The sequence below is a fragment of the Kordiimonas lipolytica genome, assembly GCF_042651265.1.
Taxonomy (GTDB): domain Bacteria; phylum Pseudomonadota; class Alphaproteobacteria; order Sphingomonadales; family Kordiimonadaceae; genus Kordiimonas; species Kordiimonas lipolytica.
Map to the genome: position 1 here is coordinate 386466 of NZ_JBHSCR010000014.1, position 18081 is coordinate 404546.

The window sequence follows — 18081 nt, forward strand, 5'->3', positions numbered from 1 at the left end:
CAGAAAGTTTTAGGTAAATTGCGCCCATGAAATAGTTGGGTTGTGTGAATACGATCTATGATTTTATGTAATGTTTTTAGGAAGTTAAGGTGTGTATTTGGGCAAGTTCAATCGCCAATTTTGCTAAAAAACGGGTTATTTATGCACCGAATGTAAACGAATCTGCAGTAGCGTTTTAGGTCCAGGCAACGTGACCGGAACGACAGGCAAACGATTCGGATGATAAAGCTTTCGGAAATAAAACGCTTCTGGCGTGACGAGACTGCTGGCATGATCACTTTAAGTGCATTCATGTTGCCAGCAATATTGGGTTTCGCCGGGTTGGGCATGGATGTATCAGGCTGGTACATGGAGCGGCGTGATGTCCAGAACCTGACAGATATGGCCGCAATCGACACCGTGCACTCCGGCAATAACTTTACCGACGCTGATCTGCAAGCGCAGGTTTCTACTTTCCTGAATGACCGGGGATTCGACCCCGCCCGGGACACTCTTACGCTGAATACTCCCCCAAGTCAGGGCGATTATGCAGGGCAGACCGGCTTTTATGAAATTATTGTCTCCCGGAATGTAGAGCTGACGTTCCTTAGCGCTTTCTATGCCATTACAGGCAACTCGCTCACCGTCAATGTCTCGGGGCGGGCCGTGGCAGGTACACTCATTATCGGCACTCAGTGCGTCGTGGCACTGGACGACACAGAAGATCGGGCATTGAATTTTTCGGGCAGCACGATTGTGGGGACCGACTGTGGTGTGGCATCTAATAGCGTTAGCGAGCAGGCCATCTATATCGGGGGTAATGCCGAGCTTGATACGGTATCTGTGCAAACTGTAGGTGATATTGAAGTCTCTGGCGGCGGGGTTCTCACGAGTGATTCTCCGCCACAGTCGCTGTCCACTCCCGCTGATGATCCATATACCAGCCTGCCGATCCCAACCGATATGGGGTGTGATGTTTCTGGCAACACAAATGTTGGTGACAATGATGTAATGACGCCGGGTCGTTACTGCGGCAATTTGCGCATCCAGGGTGAGAATATTGTATTTGAGCCGGGCGTATATGTGATCGAAGGTGGCGACCTGATCGCCAATGCGAACTCCGAGTTCTCGGGGGAAGGCGTGACCTTTATTTTCACAGGTGATACCGCCGGTGATGTGGGTAGCATTTCGATGAACGGTAGTGCTACGGCAACGCTTTCCGCACCGACCACAGATGGCGATACATATGAAGGTATCCTCGTTTATCAGGACCCTATTGCCGATTACCGCAGTGCAGGGGTGTCTGCCATCTTCAATGGTGGGGTTAACCTCATGCTTGATGGTGTGATTTATATGCCGCGTGCAGACATCACTTTCACCGGCGGCGCCCAGGCAGAACCATCCTGCCTGCAGGTATGGGGTGCGACGGTTACATTTTCTGGCGATAGCGTAATCGGCAATGATGATACAATATGCGAATCCATGAACCTGGAGACATCTCCACAGTTCCGGATCATGTTGGTGGAGTAGGGAGAAATGGCGTTCCTGCAAAAACTGCGAAAAGACGAAGACGGCTCCATCGTTATTGAGACAGCAGCCATCATGACGGTGTTGGCACTGATTTCTGTTGGCGTTGTAGATTTTGGCCTGGCCTACGCTCGCAATATGCAGCTTTCAAACGCGGTCAGGGCTGGGCTTCAGTATGCGCTCGTGCGCAAGCCCGTGAATGACGATTATTCGGCCATAATCGCCGCAGTTGAAGCCTCCGCGCCGGCGGCGGACCCCAGCGCTGCCCGTGAAGTAACGGCAACGCTATATTGTGAGTGTCCAGACGGATCCGCAAGCGATTGTACCACCACTGGCGGGGTTGATATCACATGTGACGATGGCACGCTCAGGAAGGCCTATCTGGATATAACACTCACTGAAGAATATGATCTTCTGCTGACTTATCCGGCAATAGCAAGCAGCCTTACGCTGAGCCAAACCGTAACAGCGCGGTTGAACTGATATGACAAAGACGTCTCCATATCAGCGACTGAAAGCTTTATTGGGGCGTTTGCGCTGCCGAGATGACGGTGTTGCGGCGGTTGAGTTCGCCATGACAATTCCCATTTATCTGGGCACCATCATCATGCTGATTGAGTTGTCGCGCATCGTCTACACGCAGGCGGTGGTTCTTTATGCGGCAGAGGAAGCGACGCGCTATGCGCTCGTGCATTATGACGCTACATCTAATGACGTACAGGCGATCGCCGAGGCGAACCTGCTGGGGCTGGACCCAGACAACATTACGGCCATAATTATCACATCCCCTGTTGACCCGACGGATCAGACCAAACTGGTGACGGTGGAAGTGCAATATCAATATTTGCCGATCCTGTCGCTAGAGGCATTCCTCAACTTGGGCGATGATGCCGGACTTGCCATAACCGGTGAGTCCAGAGGCTTTTTGACAGAAGAAATACCCTACTAAACTTTCGTGTAACCGCCAGTTTCTCCCAATTACCGCTTGTCTCAAACGGCTATAAGTGGCAACGATTGGGGAAAATGGGTGTGTTATGACGACAGAAAACGAACAGGAAGCCAGCGCAGCCATGAGCGTGGCTGGCGAAGAATATCCAAGTGCCGAGATTTTGGCAGCTGCCAAAGAAAAACGGCGCACTGTGCCAGAAGATGCGGTCTTCAGTTATTTTGTGGCTCCGGATGACCGCCGCATTCGGTATGCCCGGTTTCCAGCAAGCAAGGTTTTGGAGCCCAAAGGCACTGTGATCTTCCTGCCTGGTCGCACCGAGTTCATCGAAAAATTCCTTGAAGATGTGCATATATTTAATGCGCTTGGGTTCGCCTGTGCAGCCATGGACCTACGTGGTCAGGGCATGTCCTGGCGCCCGCACCCGAACCGCGACAAGCACTATGTACGTACGTTCGACACACACCTGACCGATGTGAAAACCCTGTTTGAAGAAAAGCTGATTGGCAAAATGCCAAAGCCTTTCATTCTGATGGGCCATTCGGCCGGCAGTCATGTGATCCTGCGCTTCCTTCGGGAACACCCCGGTTATGCTGATGCAGCCATTACAGTTGCCCCGATGGTGAGAATTGCGACGGGCGGGTTGCCAGATTTTGTCGCCAAGGGGCTGCCGCTAATCATGCGTTATATGGGGCTTGGGGCGGCTTATATTCCTGGCCATACGGCCTTCAAGGAAGGACGCTGGGGCTGGCGCAAGAAACTGACACACGATGATGACCGTTTTGAAGATGAAGACTTCTTCATCAAAACCAAGGACAAGCGGCTGGCCGTCGGCGGGGCAACATACAAGTGGCTATGGGAAGCTTTGAAATCATGTGACAAGCTGAACGCAGAGGGTTGCCCGGAAGGGATCGAAACGCCGGTACTGATGCTTCAGGCAGAGAAAGACAGCATCGTCGACAATGCCGCCCAAACCAAACTTGCCGAACGGATGCCGAATGCCAAACTGGTGGTCATCAAGGGAGCGATGCACGAAATCCTGAAAGAAACCGACGGGATGCGGGCAGATCTGTGGCATGCCATCGCCGCATGGATGGATTTGGAAAATGGCCCTGATTTTGGCGACGATGTGCTGCAGACCAACACACCGGCCCCATTGGAGGACAGTTGAGTTCTTTCCGGTCCCCCCGGCAGTGTGTTCGCTAGAATAGCCCAAAGGTCGTCCTTCGGGCTATTTCGAAGATAGCCTTCGCTGCAGCATGCTTGATATTGCAAAGTCGCTAGGACTGGAGGATATCCATCACCTGCTCAAGAAGTGTCGGGTCCCCCAAGGCCAGGAGCCGCCCACAGTCGCCTGGCGCCTCCCCTTCCCAATTGGTGGCGGATCCGCCAGCACCCCGGATCACCGGGATCAGCGCCATCATATCGTATGGCTTGAGGCCGCTTTCTACCACCATATCCATGTGGCCTGCCGCCATCACGGCATAGGCGTAACAGTCAAGTCCATAGCGAACCAGCCGGATTTCCCTTAGAAGCGTATCGAAACGGTCGCGCTCAACACCCTTGAACAGGCCTGGGTCGGTACTTGAAAGAGTAGCCTTGTCAAGGCTTGGGCAGGCACGGGTTTTGATGGGCATATCATTCAACGTAGCGCCGCCGGGCCAACCCAGATAGCGTTCCTTGATGTAAGGCTGGTCGATCACGCCGATCACCGGCTCGCCATTGTGCCGGAGCGCAATCAGCGTTCCCCAGGTTGGCAGGCCGGAAATGAAAGCGCGTGTGCCGTCGACCGGATCAAGCACCCATTCGAACGGGCCTGCGGCTTCCTTGATGCCAAATTCTTCGCCGAAGATGCCGTGGTCGGGGTAGTGTTCTTCAATCAAGGCGCGGATCGCTTTTTCCGCTCCCTGGTCTGCCTTGGTCACTGGGTCGAAGCCGTCGCCCTTGTCTTTGTCGTCCACACCAATCGGTTGCCGGAAATAGCTGAGCGTGATCTCCGCGGCAGCGTCAGCCAACTTGCAGGCGAAGGCGCAGAGTTCATCAACCTGATCCTTTGAAAGCACATCGGAATGTGGTGTGGCGGTCATGATAAGTTCCCGTGACGTGAGTGAACAAAGATTTTCATCAATGGCGCCTTGCCATTGCGGCCACTTTAGACCACAAATTGCCCGGAAGAAGCAACGGATGTATGGCAATGGAAGCTGATTTTCTGATCGTCGGAGCCGGTATCGCGGGGGCAGGGCTTGCGTACCGCCTGACGCCACATGGCAGGACGGTCATGCTGGATATGGAAGAGCAGGCTGGCTACCACACGACCGGACGGTCCGCAGCCTTTTATGCTGAAACATATGGCGGCCCGAAGCTTCAGCCGCTCACCACTGCTTCCAAAGATTTCCTGACCAATCCGCCAGAGGGTTTCAGTGCGGCCCCACTGATGAACAAATTGGGTGCTATCCATGTGTTCAGGGAGAACCAGCGCACGCAAGCTGAGGCCGTCTTCAATGAAATGCACGGCGCCTTGCCGGGCGTTCGCATGCTGGATGCTGACGAGGTTCTGGAGCAGGCCCCGCACCTCAAAGAGGGCATCTTCGCCGGCGGCATTGACGACCCCGATTGCGGTGACCTGGATGTCGCTGCGCTCCACCAGGGGTATTTGCGTGCGGCTAAGAAAACGGGCGTGGAAGTGCTTCTGGGAGCAGGGCTTGAGGCAGCGGCGCACGATGGTACCATGTGGCATGTAAAAACCCGGTTGGGGCAGGTGAAAGCGCGTGTGCTCATCAACTGTGCAGGCGCGTGGGCAGACGACATTGCCCGCCGCGCTGGCGTTGAGCCGCTTGGGCTGAAGCCGCTCAGGCGAACCATCATTACGGTGCCGAAACATGAGGGCGTGCCGTTTGACCGCCACGGCCCGGTGATTATTGATGTGGACGAAGAGTTTTACTTCAAGCCCGAGGGTAATGGCTATCTCGTCTCCCCCGCCGACGAGACGGAAAGCCAGCCATGCGATGCCCAGCCAGAGCTGGAGGACGTTGCGGTCGCGGCCATGCGGTTTGAGGAAGCGACAGGGATGCCGGTTGAAAAGATTGAGGCCAAATGGGCAGGTCTCAGGACCTTTGCACCTGACAAGGCGCCGGTCATTGGGTTTGATGCTGATCACCCGGCCTTTTTCTGGAATGTGGGGCAGGGCGGCTACGGCATTCAGACATCACCTGCATGGTCTGAATTGGCAGCAAGCCTGGTTCTCAAAGAAGGTGTGCCGGACATGCTTGCCCGGCACGGTGTGATGGCTGAGGCGTATCGGCCTTGTCGCCTGCGTTAATGGCGCCTGCGTCGGCGCCTGCGGTGCCGGGTTTCGCCGAAGGCAAACACCAGGATCAGGGCTCCTGCAACGCCTGCAATGACATCGCCGATCCAGCCTGTGGGCCCAAGGCCAATCACGCCGAACAGGAAATTGCCTATCATACCGCCGAAGATGCCCAGTATGATGTTGCCAAGGGCGCCATAACCCTCGCCCCGGATGATGTGGCCGGCCAGGAAGCCGACGATAGCGCCTGTAATGATGGTTCCGATCATAAAGCCTGCTCCTCCTGGTTGGCGGGGTGTGTGCTGAAGCGGAACAGCATTGCGCCCGAAAAGCCTGTTATAACAGAGCCGAACATGTTGATCGGGCTGAAGCCCAGCAGACCGACAATGAACCAGGCCGCGATTGCCCCTATCGCACCCAGCGCGATGTCGCGGGTGCCGCCAAGGCTTTTTCCTTCAAGAAGTTTTCCTGCAAGCAGCCCGGTAAGGGCGCCAGCCAATAATGCACTGATCATGCTGCCCTCCTAATAGCGGTAGCGCCTGCCGTAACCGCGGTCATAGTCGAACTCGCGGCGGAGCTCGTCATTGCGGTATTGGCTGAGCGCATAAATGGCCCACATGGCAGCCACAGGCCAGCCAATGAAGGTCATCCACAAAAGGGCATTCATCAAACCCTGAAAAGGGCGCCAAATGGTGAAAAACACCATGGGTGGGAAAAGTATCGCCAATATCAGGCGCATCTGATCCTCCTCTATCCTCGCTATGTGTCGACATTTTTTTGTCTTATTTAAAAGATGTGGGAACAGACCGGTGTGTTTTCAAGTTTCGCCGCCTGCAAGCCCTGCTGAAAGCCGCCCCCGGGACGACGATATGTCGCTGCTGTTTTTGATACGCAACCGCCAGCTACTGTGCTATTGAGCCAATCAGGCACATGTTTATGTGGGTTAGGGAAGCCTCTCGAGGCTAGGGGTTGTGTATCGAGATGATCAATTTTCTGCGTAATTTCAAAGTGAATGTCCGTATCTGGACGCTGACTATTCTGGCGTTTCTGGGCATGATTTTCATCGTTTGGGAATTTTCGACGCTGGTCGCGGAACTACAGGCCGGACGCGTGTCGCAGGCTGAGTTCGAAAACCACCAGAACCTGGTGTATATTGTGACAGCCATTCTGATAGCGGCGATCTTTGCCCTGTCTTGGGCCATTACTGCCAGCATCATGGGGCCGCTCAGGCGCCTGCAGGCTGAGCTAAGCTATCTTTCTGAAGGCAAATATGACAAGCCGGTGACCGATACGGACCATGGCGACGGCATCGCCGCCATGGCGCGCGCGGCTGAGTTCCTGCGCAACAACGCGCTTGAGACCGAGCGGCTTCGGCAGGAAGCGGATGACGCGAAGGCGCAGCAAGCCGCGGCAGAGCGTGAAGAGGAAGAACGGCGCCACGCTGAGGAAACGCGCCGCCTGCAGGAAGAGCAGGACAAGGAACGCCAAATGAAGGCCGAGCGGGACGCGATGCGTTCTGACCTTGCGGACAGCTTTGAAAACGAAGTCTCCGGCGTTATCCAGTCGCTCTCCGGCGCGGTGGCCGAGTTGCAGATGGCAGCCGACACCATGACCGATGCGATTGAGCAAACCACGATGGAAGTGAGTGCGGCTGCGAGCGCAACCGACGCCACAAGCCAGGATATGATTTCCGTCGCCGAGGCCACAGAGGGACTGACGGGGGCGATCGGCGAGATCCGCACGCAAGTGGAGCAGGCGAATTCCATCAGCATCAACGCCATGACGGTTACCAAAGATGCCGCAGAGCGCGTAGGTTCGCTGTCGAGCGCGTCCGAACGGATCGCGGAAGTCGTACACCTGATCAACGATATCGCAGAGCAAACCAACCTGCTGGCGTTGAACGCCACCATTGAGGCAGCCCGGGCAGGCGAGGCAGGCAAGGGCTTCGCGGTGGTTGCCAATGAAGTGAAAAGCCTAGCGAACCAGACGGCACGTGCGACGCAGGAAATTGAAGAGCAGGTGGCTGCCATGCAGTCTGCCACCAAGGAAACCGTGGACGGCGTGAATGAAATTCACCGCACCATCAATCAGGTGAGCGAGATTTCCGGCATGATTGCCGCCGCAGTGGTGGAACAGGAAGCCTCAACGGGCGAGATTGGCCGAAGCGTTCAGAACGCCAGCCAGGGCACAGCCAACCTGGGCCAGAACGTCGGCCGGGTGCAGGAAATGGCGCAGAAGAGTGCCGGTGCCGCCAATGTTGTGAATGAAAGCACCGGTGGCCTGACCGACCAGGCCAGCATTCTGGAAGATTCCGTCAACCGCTTCCTGGCGCGCCTGCGCGGATAAGCTAGCGGCTTGTAGGATCAATAAAGGCTCGCCTTTCGGCGGGCCTTTTTCATGAACTGCAGCGAAGAGGCCGGCGCAGATGCCTTTGCCCTAGTTACGCTTTTTCGGGTCGCCGATCGGCCGGTGGCTTTCGATATGGTCAATGTACCAGCCAGGGAAGCCATAGCTTTTGGCTGCCTTCAGGACCTTTTCGATATATTCGGTTGTTGCCTGCTCGGGCTTCATATTATCGCACACATAAACAAGCGCAGGCACGATCTTGCCGCCGCGGGTCATCACCAGCATGGCCTCAGGCCGATACTTATAGTCCGTGAAGGATGACAGGTGCGTGGTGTAAAGCGTTTCAAGTTCATCGTGGGTCAGGTTCGCCAGAATCCCGTATACAACGCCGTCGCCGTTTTCGTGCAGATTGGCAACGGGTTGCATCAGCATTTCATAGCCATGAATGCAGGCTGGCGCAAACGCGCGCTTCTTGATGCCGGCTTCTTCCAAAACGCTCAAGCTGATAAAAGAACCGTAGAAAAAAACCTGTACCTTGCGGTCGGTCATATAACCCTCTCCCAATTTCCCCAGCAGTTTCTTATGAACACGCGCAGGCGTGTTGCGTCAAATATTATCTTATGTGGTGGCTATAGCTTTACTGGGGTCGCTTCATAGCGTTTCACATTGATCGACAAAACCTGCATGCCAGCAAGGGCCTGGCGGAACTTTGCCGTATTTTCCGATTTCAAGTGCCTGGCGAGGGCTTCCTTGGCTTCCCATTCCTCATAGAAACGGAAATTCCCCGGCATATCGATGTCTTCCGACATCTGGTAGGTGATGTTGCCTAGCTCCTTGCGCGCGGCGCGAACGAACTGTTCGAACGCTTCTGTCGCCTCGCGCCGGTATTCCGGCGATATCTCAATCAGGCCTGTTACAATCAACAAGTCGGGCCCTCCCGCAGTGCATTTGGGCCAGTATAGTCACAAGACCTTTCGCAGCTGTTAATGCCACGAGCGCCTTTTGGTTGCATGGGTGCGACCCTTGCGGTCATAGTTGGTGTGAACCAAGGATGGGGAGCGCCATGGTTGATGACAAAAGAACCGACGAGCAAGGGTACACAGATCCGGAAACGGGCAAGCCGATCATCTATGCCGACAATGTGCCTGAGTTGTTGCGGGGTGATTTGATGCTGTCACCAATGCGGCAGCGATATGCAAAACGGCTGGATGAAATGACGCACTTGGAGCGAGCCAAACGCGGTAAGTTAGCTTGGAATTCTTGGGTGATAGCTACAGCAGACAAATGGCTTACTCGTCACGACAGAGCAAACCAGATTGAGGTGGTTATCTCTGCTATAAATTGGATATGCTTCGAGGATGAACTTCCATCAAATGTAAAGTATATTTCACATACTAGCTTCGCTGGGTATTGCTTTCCATGCAATGTCTCTTTTCAGGGCATTACATTTAATGGCAAAGCTGCCCCCCCCTAGCATTCAGCTTGTCGAGGATGTTTCTTTTCCGATTTGCGTTTCATTTGTTGGGGCGTTTTTCTGCCAACAAGCTGATTTTCGTAATGCCTTATTTTCGGGGACTGTGGAGTTTGACAAGAGCAGATTTGTAGCGGACGCAAATTTTAGTGGGGCTGAGTTTCTGGGAAAAGCGCATTTTAGGCAGGTGCTGTTTGAGTGGTTTGCAGATTTCTCGGGCCACGCCCTAGGTTCGATAGGGCCCAATGAAAAGGGGGCTGCACGTTTTGTAGCACACGCGGACTTTCAACAAACGGTATTTGTTGGCGGAGCAAGATTTGCGGGAAGGCAGTTTGTAAGGGGCGTCGAGTTTATTAGCGCCGTGTTCCTTTCTCATTCAGATTTCTCAGGTTTCATTGTACGCCGAGGAGCTTCGTTTCAAGATGTATATTTCGTGGGAAATGCAAGATTTGCATATGCCACAATTGTTGGGGCTGCAAACTTTGATAAGTCGGTGTTTCTTAATGGGGCTAGCTTTGTTGCAGCTAACGTAGGAGCAGGAACATCTCTTGAAAATGTTGAATTTGGAAAAGTAGGCAGGGGACTGCCTAATGTCACTTTCGGGTGGTGGCCTGAACGATTGCGCATAATGTTCTTGGAATTAGTCGAAAAATCGAAGACAGAAAATTGTGTCCCAGATTTCCGAAGTGCGCAATTCGCCATTGCCCCCAACCTGGGACAAACTCATGTGGTGATACCGGATACACCTCCTCTCAGCCTACGCGCATGTGAAAGAATGTTTCTACCCTCTGAAGCATGGCGTGTCGCGGACTCTATGGCGGCGGCAAAGCTCCGGCGCATGCAAGAACTGGCAGCAGATGGACATCATCATTTAGTGGAAAAGCGCTTCTTTAGGGCGGAACTCCTGTGCCGCCGTGGGCATGAAGCTACGGTGCGGGAAACGCTGATGATCAACTTGTTTGAGCTGTTCAGCATGTGCGGCCTGAGTTTCCGGCGGCCTGTCATGTGGTGGCTAGGGTTGTTTGCTGTGTTCTTTGCCGTTTATGGCGGGTTTGCGGGGTTGTTTGAGGCTGGCTGGTCAGTGGAAGACAGCTTTCATCTTATCAATTATACCTTCTCGAACGCGACACCTGTGCTGGGTGTGATCAAGGCCAATGATAGCGCGGCTGTGCAGGCGCTGTTCACTGGCGGGCAGCCGCCCTGGGTGACGCTACTGGCGGGCGTGCATAACCTGATTTCCACAATCTTCCTGTTCTTCGCGCTTCTGGCCATCCGCAACTATTTCAAGCTGGGCTAGTGGCCTTTGCCCAGTGGACCCTGTTTGCAGCGCTGGCGGTACGCCAAACGGGTTCAGGGTGACAGTTGAGAAATAGTGATCACTGTCATGCTGAACTTGGATCAGCATCCATTAGTTTCGTGGATCAAGATAGATTCCGTTCCCTCGCGGCTTTCGCCGCTCGCCCGGAATGACGGAGTGCTGGCATGCGGGAACGCGCAGCAGGCTGGCCTGCTGCGGCGTAAAAATTCTTCATATGGCCGGGTGGCTGTTAGCCGCGCTTTTTCTTGAAGCGGGCAAAGAAGCCTTCGCCTGGCGTATAGGACTGGGCAGCTTCCCATTCCTGCAGCTGGCGGGCATATTGTGCTTTGGTGATACCGTATGTGGGCACAGGCTTCTGCTGTTGCATTGTCTCTTCCTTCGCTTGTCGTATCGAGCCTTTATGTTGGCCCTTTTGTCGTGTTTTTTATGGTGCCTCTTTGGGCGCCTCTTATTCACCTTATCTGGTGATGTTTTTCATAAATACAAGATACGGATTAATGCGGCATTAAAAAGGCGGCGAGCGGTGCAATAAAAAAGGCGATCCGTTTGGATCGCCTTTAGAATTCTCTTTTCCCCTGTACAGGCATGAAGCCTCAGGGAATGACAGCGGCCTTATTCAGCAGCCTTCGCGGCTTTCTTGCGCTCATGCGGCAGCAGGAAGCGCTTGCGCAGACGAATGCTCTCTGGCGTTACTTCAACAAGCTCGTCGTCGTTGATGTAGGCCAGTGCTTCTTCCAGCGGCAGCTTGCGCGGTGTGGTCAGCTTCACGGCTTCGTCCTTGCCAGCGGCGCGGATGTTCGTCAGCTGCTTGGCTTTTTGGACATTCACGTCAAGGTCATTGTCGCGGCTGTGCTCGCCAATGATCATGCCTTCATAGCACTCATCGCCACCTTCGATCATGATCACGCCGCGTTCCTGCAGGTTAAAGAGCGCATAAGTCACGGCCTTGCCGCTTGCGTTCGCAACCAGAACGCCACGCTGACGGCCCTGGATCGGGCCTTTGTAGGCGTCGTAGCGGTCGTAGGAGCGGTTCATGATGCCGGTACCGCGCGTGTCGGTGAGGAACTCGCCGTGATAACCGATAAGGCCACGGGCAGGGGCGTCAAAGGTCAGGCGGACCTTGCCGCCGCCTGATGGCACCATGCCGGTCAGTTCCGCTTTGCGGAGCGACATCTTCTCAACCACCGTGCCCTGATAGGCTTCGTCCACATCCACCTGAACCGTCTCGTATGGCTCCAGCTTCTTGCAGTTTTCGTCCATCTTCATCAGGACGCGTGGGCGGCTGATCGCCAGCTCAAATCCTTCGCGGCGCATGGTCTCGATCAGAACGCCAAGCTGCAGCTCGCCGCGGCCTGCCACCTCAAAAGCGTCCTTGCTTTCGGTTTCGGTGATCTTGATGGCCACGTTGCCTTCAGCTTCCTTCATCAGGCGGTCGCGGATTACGCGACTGGTCACCAGCTTGCCTTCGCGGCCCGCCAGCGGGCTGTCGTTTACGGCGAAGGTCATGGCAAGGGTTGGTGGGTCAACCGGGATGGAGTGAAGCGCTTCCTTGACTTCAGGAACGGCAATTGTGTCGGCTACCGTGGCGGTCTGCAGGCCGGCGATGGCAACAATGTCGCCCGCTTCGGCTTCTTCAACCGGCGTCCGCTCAAGCCCGCGGAAGGACAGTAGCTTCGAGATGCGGCCAACTTCGATCACTTTGCTGTCACGGCTGAGCGCGTGGATTGCGTCACCCACTTTCGCACGGCCCGTTTCAATCCGGCCCGTCAGGATACGGCCAAGGAAGTTGTCACGGTCCAGCATGGAAACCAGCATGGAGAACGGCTTGTCGGCGTTACCATCGGTCACCACTTTCGGCGCCGGAACATGTTCCAATACTTTCTCAAAAAGCGGGTGCAGGTTTTCGCGCGGGCCGTCCAGTGTGTCATCGCACCAGCCGTCGCGGCCGGAAGCATAGAGGATCGGGAAGTCCAGCTGGTATTCGTTGGCATCCAGGTTCACGAACAGGTCGAATACTGCGTCGGTTGCAGCGTCTGGGTCTCCGTCCGGCTTGTCTACCTTGTTTACAACCACGATTGGCTTCAGGCCAAGTGCCAGTGCCTTCATGGTTACGAACTTGGTTTGCGGCATCGGGCCTTCGGCTGCGTCCACCAGCAGAACAACGCCGTCAACCATCGACAGGATGCGCTCAACTTCGCCGCCGAAGTCGGCGTGACCTGGGGTGTCCACAATGTTGATGCGGGTGTCGCCCCACATCACGCTGGTGCATTTCGCCAGGATGGTGATGCCACGCTCGCGCTCCAGGTCGCCCGAATCCATCGCGCGTTCTTCAACGCGCTGGTTTTCGCGCACGGTGCCCGACTGTTTGAACAGGTTGTCCACCAGCGTGGTCTTGCCGTGGTCAACGTGGGCGATGATCGCGATGTTGCGAATATTCTTACTCATGTCTGCTTCCTGGGGGCTGTCGTTGCCCCAACTTAAAAAAGGCTTCCGCTGTTATCGGAAGCCCCCAAATAAAAGATTTGCGCGGCTTATACGCGGGAATGACCGTTGCGGCAAGTGGAAAGGGCAGTGGTGCTAGGGTTTCGCTGTCTTCAAACAGTCATAAAGCTTGCTGCCCTCGGCAAAGGCTGCTGATCGTTTCTTGGACAGTGCCAGATACTGGCCGCTGGCACCAAGGGGCGGTTCCAGAATTCGGATGCGTTGCGGGATTTTCGATTCCGTCATGTGGTAGATGATCATGGCCGAGCTGTCGGCAATGAAATCTATGCGCCCGGACAAGAGGTCGTCTATCAGCGATATGCTGTCGCTGCGTTCCACAAGGGTTGCGTTGCCGTCCCTGACAAAAGCATCGAAATTGTCTTCAAGGAGGGCTTTGGTTCGCACGCCCACTTTTTTGCCCCTCAGGACTTCCAGGCTGCTGAAATGGTCTATGGGGCTGTCTTTGCGAACAATCAGGCTTGGGATCAGGTCAACAAGGGGGCTGACTGGAAAATCGAAATACGCCAGTCGGCTTTCTGCGAAATTGGTGGGAATCACCGCATCTACAATGCCGACCTGGGCCATCATGTAGGCGCGGTTCCATGACGGCGAGATGATAAATTCAACGCTAGCACCACACTTGGCGGTAAGGCTTCTGACGGCATTCACAGCTGTACCGGTTAAGGTGCCCTCTTCGGTTTCACGCACAATAAGGGGCGGTGCCACAATCGCAGAAACGCGAAGTGTAGGTGTTTCAGTGGTCGGGCCGGCGTCGAGCACTGTTCCGGAAAAGATGAATGCGCCAGCCATAAGAAGCGTCGCAATATGCAATCGGGCCCTCCTTGATGAGAGGAGTGCTGCTACTCTCGTGTGAACAGTATACCGCAATCCACTATAGGAAAGGTTAATGATTGTCATTGATTGGTGCGCGCGGCGCCCTGTCGCTCCACCGCCACCGCTTACCGATTAAAGCCTGATTTTGTCGGAGCGAGGTGCGAAGGCTAGGCAGAACAAGATCAAGGTATCGGGAACAGTAAACATGGGCCGTAACGTAGATGAAACGATAGATATCTCCTACAAACTGCTTGGAGTTCTTTGGGTTATTGCTTTGATTTGTCTTTGCGTGAGTTTTGCGGTGGATGAGCATGCGGCAGACTGTCAGTTGGCGACCTACCACATTGATAAATGTTGATCTTTTGGTCAAATCCACCAAAAAGTGTATTTTGCGTCAAGGTGATCATCCGGCAGTATTTCTCGGACCAAGCCGATGCGGGTTGAAAGCCTATCCTTGGGGAGGAGCCGTTTTTTGGATGGGGGCATCTTGCAGACAATTGGCATATCCTGCGGTTTTTAAACGAAAAAAATAGCTATTGCGCCGCTGGTTTGGTGGGGCAGGGCCAAGGCGCAAAGATTGACCTTGCGCCGTATTCAAATTGGCAAAGAAATTGAAAAGCTGTGAGTCGTTGCTGGATTTCTACGTGTCTGAACAAGTGGGCCAACTATTGGGCCAAGTTTTGTGAAAAAAAATTTCAAAAAGAGCACTAGTTAAAATCCATACATTTCATAAACTTATCTAAAATTAACAGATTTTCAAGGATTCGTGACCTACCCTGTACTTGGAATTTGAGTACGAAGCATTTATCTTAATGCTTAGCGGGTAGCCCCCGCGAATGCCCTCCGTGGGCGTTTCCTCCCTGAGCCTGGGCCACGCGAAAGCGTGGCCTCTTTTTATCCGGCAAATATTTTTCGGCACCTGTGGCATTTTTGCTAGGGGGTTCCTCTGCCAACCTCGGCAAGCGTTTCCTGCTGATTTGCGACACTTGGGTTTAGCGATGCGAGCGGGGCGGTCAGCCTGACACATGTGCATTATATTGGCGATGAATGGCGGAGCGAGCGCTCTAGGGCCATTTTCGGTGCATTTCGCATTTTTCACTTATGGGTAGAGTATTGCGAACGCTAGAAAATACGACTCGCTTGTGGCGAGAAGGTCTGCATTTCCCTGCGGTCGTATGCATGAGCCAAAAGAAAAGGGGCGCCGAAGCGCCCCTGATAAACCGTTTTGGGTCAATCCTTAGAAGGTGTAACGAGCCCGTACATAGTACATGCCACCGTTGAAGCCCATTGGGGCCGTTACCGGATACGCGGCACCAGCCACGCCAGCCCATGGGTTGGCGTCTGGGTAGTTGTCGAACAGGTTGTTCGCGCCAACGACAACTTCCAGGTTCTCCATCACATTGTAGCCAATCTCGGCATCAAGGGTGATTTCGGACCCTGCGAACACTGGCAGGCCGAAGGAGTCAAGGTGACGCTCGGTGTATTTGCCAAAGTAGTTCACCCGCGCCAGCATGCGCCAATTGTCTTCATTATGCGTGAAGGTGGCGTTGAACCGGGTTTTAGGCAGGTTGTTTTCCAGCTGGTCCTGACGAAGCTCATCAATGCCACCGCCGAGGACTTCTGTCTTGGTGTAGTTACCAGCAACTGCGATGTTGCTTGAACCGCTATCGAACAGATCCAGAGGGATCGTTGCTACAACGTCAATGCCCTGCGTGCGGGTGTCAAAGTCGTTGATGTAGTAGCGGAAAGCAGCAAGGTCAGCTGCGAAGCTCACGCCGCTATCCAGCAGTGCCTGACGTTCGGCTGCAGTCAGGATTTGCGTAGCAGACTGCGAAATACGGTCGGACACTTTAATGTTGAAATAGTCAACAGTGATGCTTGCTGCACCAACATCCCAAGCCATGCCAAGGGTGAAGGCATCGGATTTTTCAGGGCCAAGAGGCTGAGCGCCTTTGGAGACCGAAACAGGGTTGGTTGGTGGAATGGTACCACGCTGTGCAAGTTGCAGGCGGCCATCAACTTCCTCGAACACTGTCGAGATGTTCACAACCTGTTGCTGACCAACAGTTGGTGCCCGGAAACCGGAGCTGATGGAACCGCGGATGCGGAAGCTGTCGGTTACTTTGTAAAGACCGCTGATCTTGAAATTGGTCGTGGAACCAAAGTCAGAGAAGTCTTCCCAACGGAGAGCCGCGCCGAGGATCAGGTTCTCGGTTACGTCCGCTTCCATATCAACGTAGAACGCGATGTTGGAGCGGTCCCAAGTGCCTGCAACCTGTGGGCTGAAGCCAGAGAAACCGTTGGCGCCAATACCGAAGCCTTGAGTGCCTTCGATGATGTCTCCAACGTCATTCTCGAGCGCGAATGGCTCAGCCAGCACGCCTGTCTCCCAGGATTCGACCTGGCCAATACGAGCTTCAAACTGCTCCTCGCGCCATTCGAAACCGGCGGCTACGTTCAGGTCAGAATAGAAGCCAACGTCGATTGGGTAGGAAAGATCGGCGTTGAAGTTCTTTTCAAGCTGAATGTAGGAACCAAGCTCGAAGTTGTTGGGTGTTGCAGAGCCAAGGCTTGGGTTCACCGTGTTGTTGATGAAGAAGTCAGCCTGGTTGCGGCCCACATGCATGGAAATGTCGTAAGCAAGACCGCTTTCCATTTCACCGCGGTAGCCGAGAGCGATCGCTGCGTCGTTCAGTTTACCGCCGAACTGTGGCGTAAAGCCGCCTGGGAACATTTCGTTAAACACGAAACAGTTTGGATCAGCGAATACTTGAGCGAGCAGCGCGTCCTCGTTATCTGCGCCAACGATGATCGGATCAACCACAGTACCAGTGGTTGCTTCGCCTTCGTTGAAGTTGATGCCGCCCGGGCAGGTGATGCCGTCATCTGGCGTCATGTCACCTACAAGGCGCTGGGTGCCAGATACGTTCACACCGGAACGGGTGTCCGGGTTACGGAAGAAGAAGCCGCCTTCAACTTCACGCTCGGCGTAGTTACCGAACATATAGGCTTCACCGGAACCAGTGTTCAGGCCGGCATTCAGGAAGACTTTCCAGTCGTCACGAACTTCAGGTTGACCCCAGATCTGGGCATATGGCTGGCGAACATTGGTGTTGCCGTCAGCAATCAGGCCCAGGGCATCGTCACGCTGGACGCTGCGGCTGGTTGGGTCTTGCTCGCGCCACTCGGCGGAGAAGTTTGCAAAGCCGTCAGGGCCCAAAGGCAGGCCGATGTTGGCCGCGAACATACGCTGGTCGCCGTCGCCTTCAAAAGTCTGGCCCCATTTGGCTTCAACAGTGCCGCCTTCGGCATCGTCGCGCAGTACGAAGTTCATCACGCCCGCGATGGCGTCAGAACCATACTGTGCGGCCGCGCCGTCACGCAGCACGTCAACTTGCTTGAGTGCGATCGCAGGAATAACTGAGATATCAGGGCCCTGCGCGCCATCGGAAATACCGCCACCAAGGAAGGCGATTACAGCTGCGCGGTGACGACGCTTACCGTTCAGGAGGACCAGCGTCTGGTCTGGTGCGAGGCCGCGAAGGTTCGCTGGGCGAACAAGTGTCGCGGCATCCGAAATTGGCTGCGCATTTACGTTATAGGACGGCACAACAGTTCGCAGCAGGTTCGACATGTCGCCGTCGCCCTGGTTTGCAAACTGATCACCGCTGATGACGTCAACAGGTGCTGGCGTATCTGCCGCAGAACGTGCTGCCCGACGTGAACCGGTTACAACAACTTCTTCAATTGCCAGTCCGCCGTCGTCGGCAGAAGCATTGTCTTGCGCGCTTGCCGCAACAGTTGGCAATACTGCCGCCATCGCTACGCAAGACGTACCTAATAGGAATTTTTTCATGGTGTCCACAGAACCCCTC

General features: G+C 54.7%; 18 protein-coding genes. 8 read left to right on the plus strand and 10 right to left on the minus strand.

Features of this window, described 5'->3' with window-relative positions; genetic code table 11:
• Positions 1-219: 219 nt before the first annotated feature.
• From ACFO5Q_RS14405 to ACFO5Q_RS14420, 4 genes are all read left to right on the plus strand, one after another.
• The gene (locus ACFO5Q_RS14405) at positions 220-1509 is read left to right on the plus strand and encodes a Tad domain-containing protein (protein ID WP_068143821.1); all 1290 of its coding nucleotides are present in this window, start codon (positions 220-222) and stop codon (positions 1507-1509) included.
• 6 nt (positions 1510-1515) lie between these two features.
• Positions 1516-1989, plus strand: coding sequence for a TadE/TadG family type IV pilus assembly protein (locus ACFO5Q_RS14410; protein WP_068143823.1), 474 nt, complete (start codon positions 1516-1518; stop codon positions 1987-1989).
• 1 nt (position 1990) lies between these two features.
• Positions 1991-2455, plus strand: coding sequence for a TadE/TadG family type IV pilus assembly protein (locus ACFO5Q_RS14415; RefSeq protein ID WP_082719668.1), 465 nt, complete (start codon positions 1991-1993; stop codon positions 2453-2455).
• Between the two features lie 85 nt (positions 2456-2540).
• Positions 2541-3623: an alpha/beta fold hydrolase gene (locus tag ACFO5Q_RS14420; RefSeq protein ID WP_068143827.1), complete on the plus strand. Its 1083-nt coding sequence runs from the start codon at positions 2541-2543 to the stop codon at positions 3621-3623.
• A gap of 109 nt (positions 3624-3732) precedes the next feature.
• Here ACFO5Q_RS14420 and hisN read toward each other — a convergent pair whose 3' ends face one another.
• The gene (gene hisN, locus ACFO5Q_RS14425; RefSeq protein ID WP_068143829.1) at positions 3733-4539 is read right to left on the minus strand and encodes a histidinol-phosphatase; all 807 of its coding nucleotides are present in this window, start codon (positions 4537-4539) and stop codon (positions 3733-3735) included.
• Between the two features lie 101 nt (positions 4540-4640).
• Between hisN and ACFO5Q_RS14430 the strand changes: the two genes are divergently transcribed.
• Positions 4641-5771, plus strand: a complete 1131-nt coding sequence (locus tag ACFO5Q_RS14430) for an NAD(P)/FAD-dependent oxidoreductase (protein ID WP_068143831.1) — start codon at positions 4641-4643, stop codon at positions 5769-5771.
• Here ACFO5Q_RS14430 and ACFO5Q_RS14435 read toward each other — a convergent pair.
• Genes ACFO5Q_RS14435 through ACFO5Q_RS14445 form a run of 3 tightly spaced genes read right to left on the minus strand, consistent with a single transcriptional unit; the run spans position 5768 to position 6495 of the window.
• Entirely contained in the window at positions 5768-6025 is a 258-nt protein-coding gene (locus tag ACFO5Q_RS14435; protein WP_068143832.1) for a GlsB/YeaQ/YmgE family stress response membrane protein, read from the minus strand. The two genes, ACFO5Q_RS14430 and ACFO5Q_RS14435, sit on opposite strands and share 4 nt — an antisense overlap.
• Entirely contained in the window at positions 6022-6270 is a 249-nt protein-coding gene (locus ACFO5Q_RS14440; protein ID WP_068143834.1) for a hypothetical protein, read from the minus strand. The genes ACFO5Q_RS14435 and ACFO5Q_RS14440 overlap by 4 nt, the downstream gene beginning before the upstream one ends.
• Before the next feature lie 9 nt (positions 6271-6279).
• Positions 6280-6495, minus strand: coding sequence for a hypothetical protein (locus ACFO5Q_RS14445; RefSeq protein WP_068143836.1), 216 nt, complete (start codon positions 6493-6495; stop codon positions 6280-6282).
• Between the two features lie 242 nt (positions 6496-6737).
• On the opposite strand from ACFO5Q_RS14445, the gene ACFO5Q_RS14450 reads away from it, so the two are divergent.
• Positions 6738-8102 (plus strand): methyl-accepting chemotaxis protein, encoded by a 1365-nt coding sequence (locus tag ACFO5Q_RS14450; protein WP_068143838.1) that lies wholly within the window; start codon positions 6738-6740, stop codon positions 8100-8102.
• Between the two features lie 90 nt (positions 8103-8192).
• On the opposite strand, the gene ACFO5Q_RS14455 is transcribed toward ACFO5Q_RS14450, so the two are convergent.
• Together ACFO5Q_RS14455 and ACFO5Q_RS14460 are read right to left on the minus strand one after the other, a co-directional pair.
• Positions 8193-8651 (minus strand): gamma-glutamylcyclotransferase family protein, encoded by a 459-nt coding sequence (locus ACFO5Q_RS14455; RefSeq protein ID WP_068143840.1) that lies wholly within the window; start codon positions 8649-8651, stop codon positions 8193-8195.
• Between the two features lie 80 nt (positions 8652-8731).
• Positions 8732-9028: a putative quinol monooxygenase gene (locus ACFO5Q_RS14460; RefSeq protein ID WP_068143842.1), complete on the minus strand. Its 297-nt coding sequence runs from the start codon at positions 9026-9028 to the stop codon at positions 8732-8734.
• Positions 9029-9165: 137 nt separating this feature from the next.
• Here ACFO5Q_RS14460 and ACFO5Q_RS14465 point away from each other — a divergent pair, with 137 nt between their 5' ends.
• Positions 9166-9576: a hypothetical protein gene (locus ACFO5Q_RS14465; protein WP_068143843.1), complete on the plus strand. Its 411-nt coding sequence runs from the start codon at positions 9166-9168 to the stop codon at positions 9574-9576.
• A complete protein-coding gene (locus ACFO5Q_RS14470) occupies positions 9554-10870 on the plus strand; it encodes a pentapeptide repeat-containing protein (RefSeq protein ID WP_156431855.1) in 1317 nt (438 codons plus the stop codon). Before ACFO5Q_RS14465 ends, ACFO5Q_RS14470 begins: the two co-directional genes overlap by 23 nt.
• A gap of 250 nt (positions 10871-11120) precedes the next feature.
• On the opposite strand, the gene ACFO5Q_RS14475 is transcribed toward ACFO5Q_RS14470, so the two are convergent.
• The 4 genes from ACFO5Q_RS14475 to ACFO5Q_RS14490 all read right to left on the minus strand — a co-directional run bounded on the left by ACFO5Q_RS14475 (position 11121) and on the right by ACFO5Q_RS14490 (position 18062).
• Positions 11121-11258 (minus strand): hypothetical protein, encoded by a 138-nt coding sequence (locus tag ACFO5Q_RS14475; RefSeq protein WP_156431856.1) that lies wholly within the window; start codon positions 11256-11258, stop codon positions 11121-11123.
• Between the two features lie 245 nt (positions 11259-11503).
• The gene (gene typA / locus ACFO5Q_RS14480) at positions 11504-13336 is read right to left on the minus strand and encodes a translational GTPase TypA (RefSeq protein ID WP_068143846.1); all 1833 of its coding nucleotides are present in this window, start codon (positions 13334-13336) and stop codon (positions 11504-11506) included.
• A gap of 132 nt (positions 13337-13468) precedes the next feature.
• The gene (locus tag ACFO5Q_RS14485; RefSeq protein ID WP_068143848.1) at positions 13469-14203 is read right to left on the minus strand and encodes a substrate-binding periplasmic protein; all 735 of its coding nucleotides are present in this window, start codon (positions 14201-14203) and stop codon (positions 13469-13471) included.
• 1240 nt (positions 14204-15443) lie between these two features.
• Complete coding sequence (locus ACFO5Q_RS14490; RefSeq protein WP_068144086.1) at positions 15444-18062, minus strand: TonB-dependent receptor plug domain-containing protein; 2619 nt, start codon at positions 18060-18062, stop codon at positions 15444-15446.
• Positions 18063-18081: the final 19 nt, after the last annotated feature.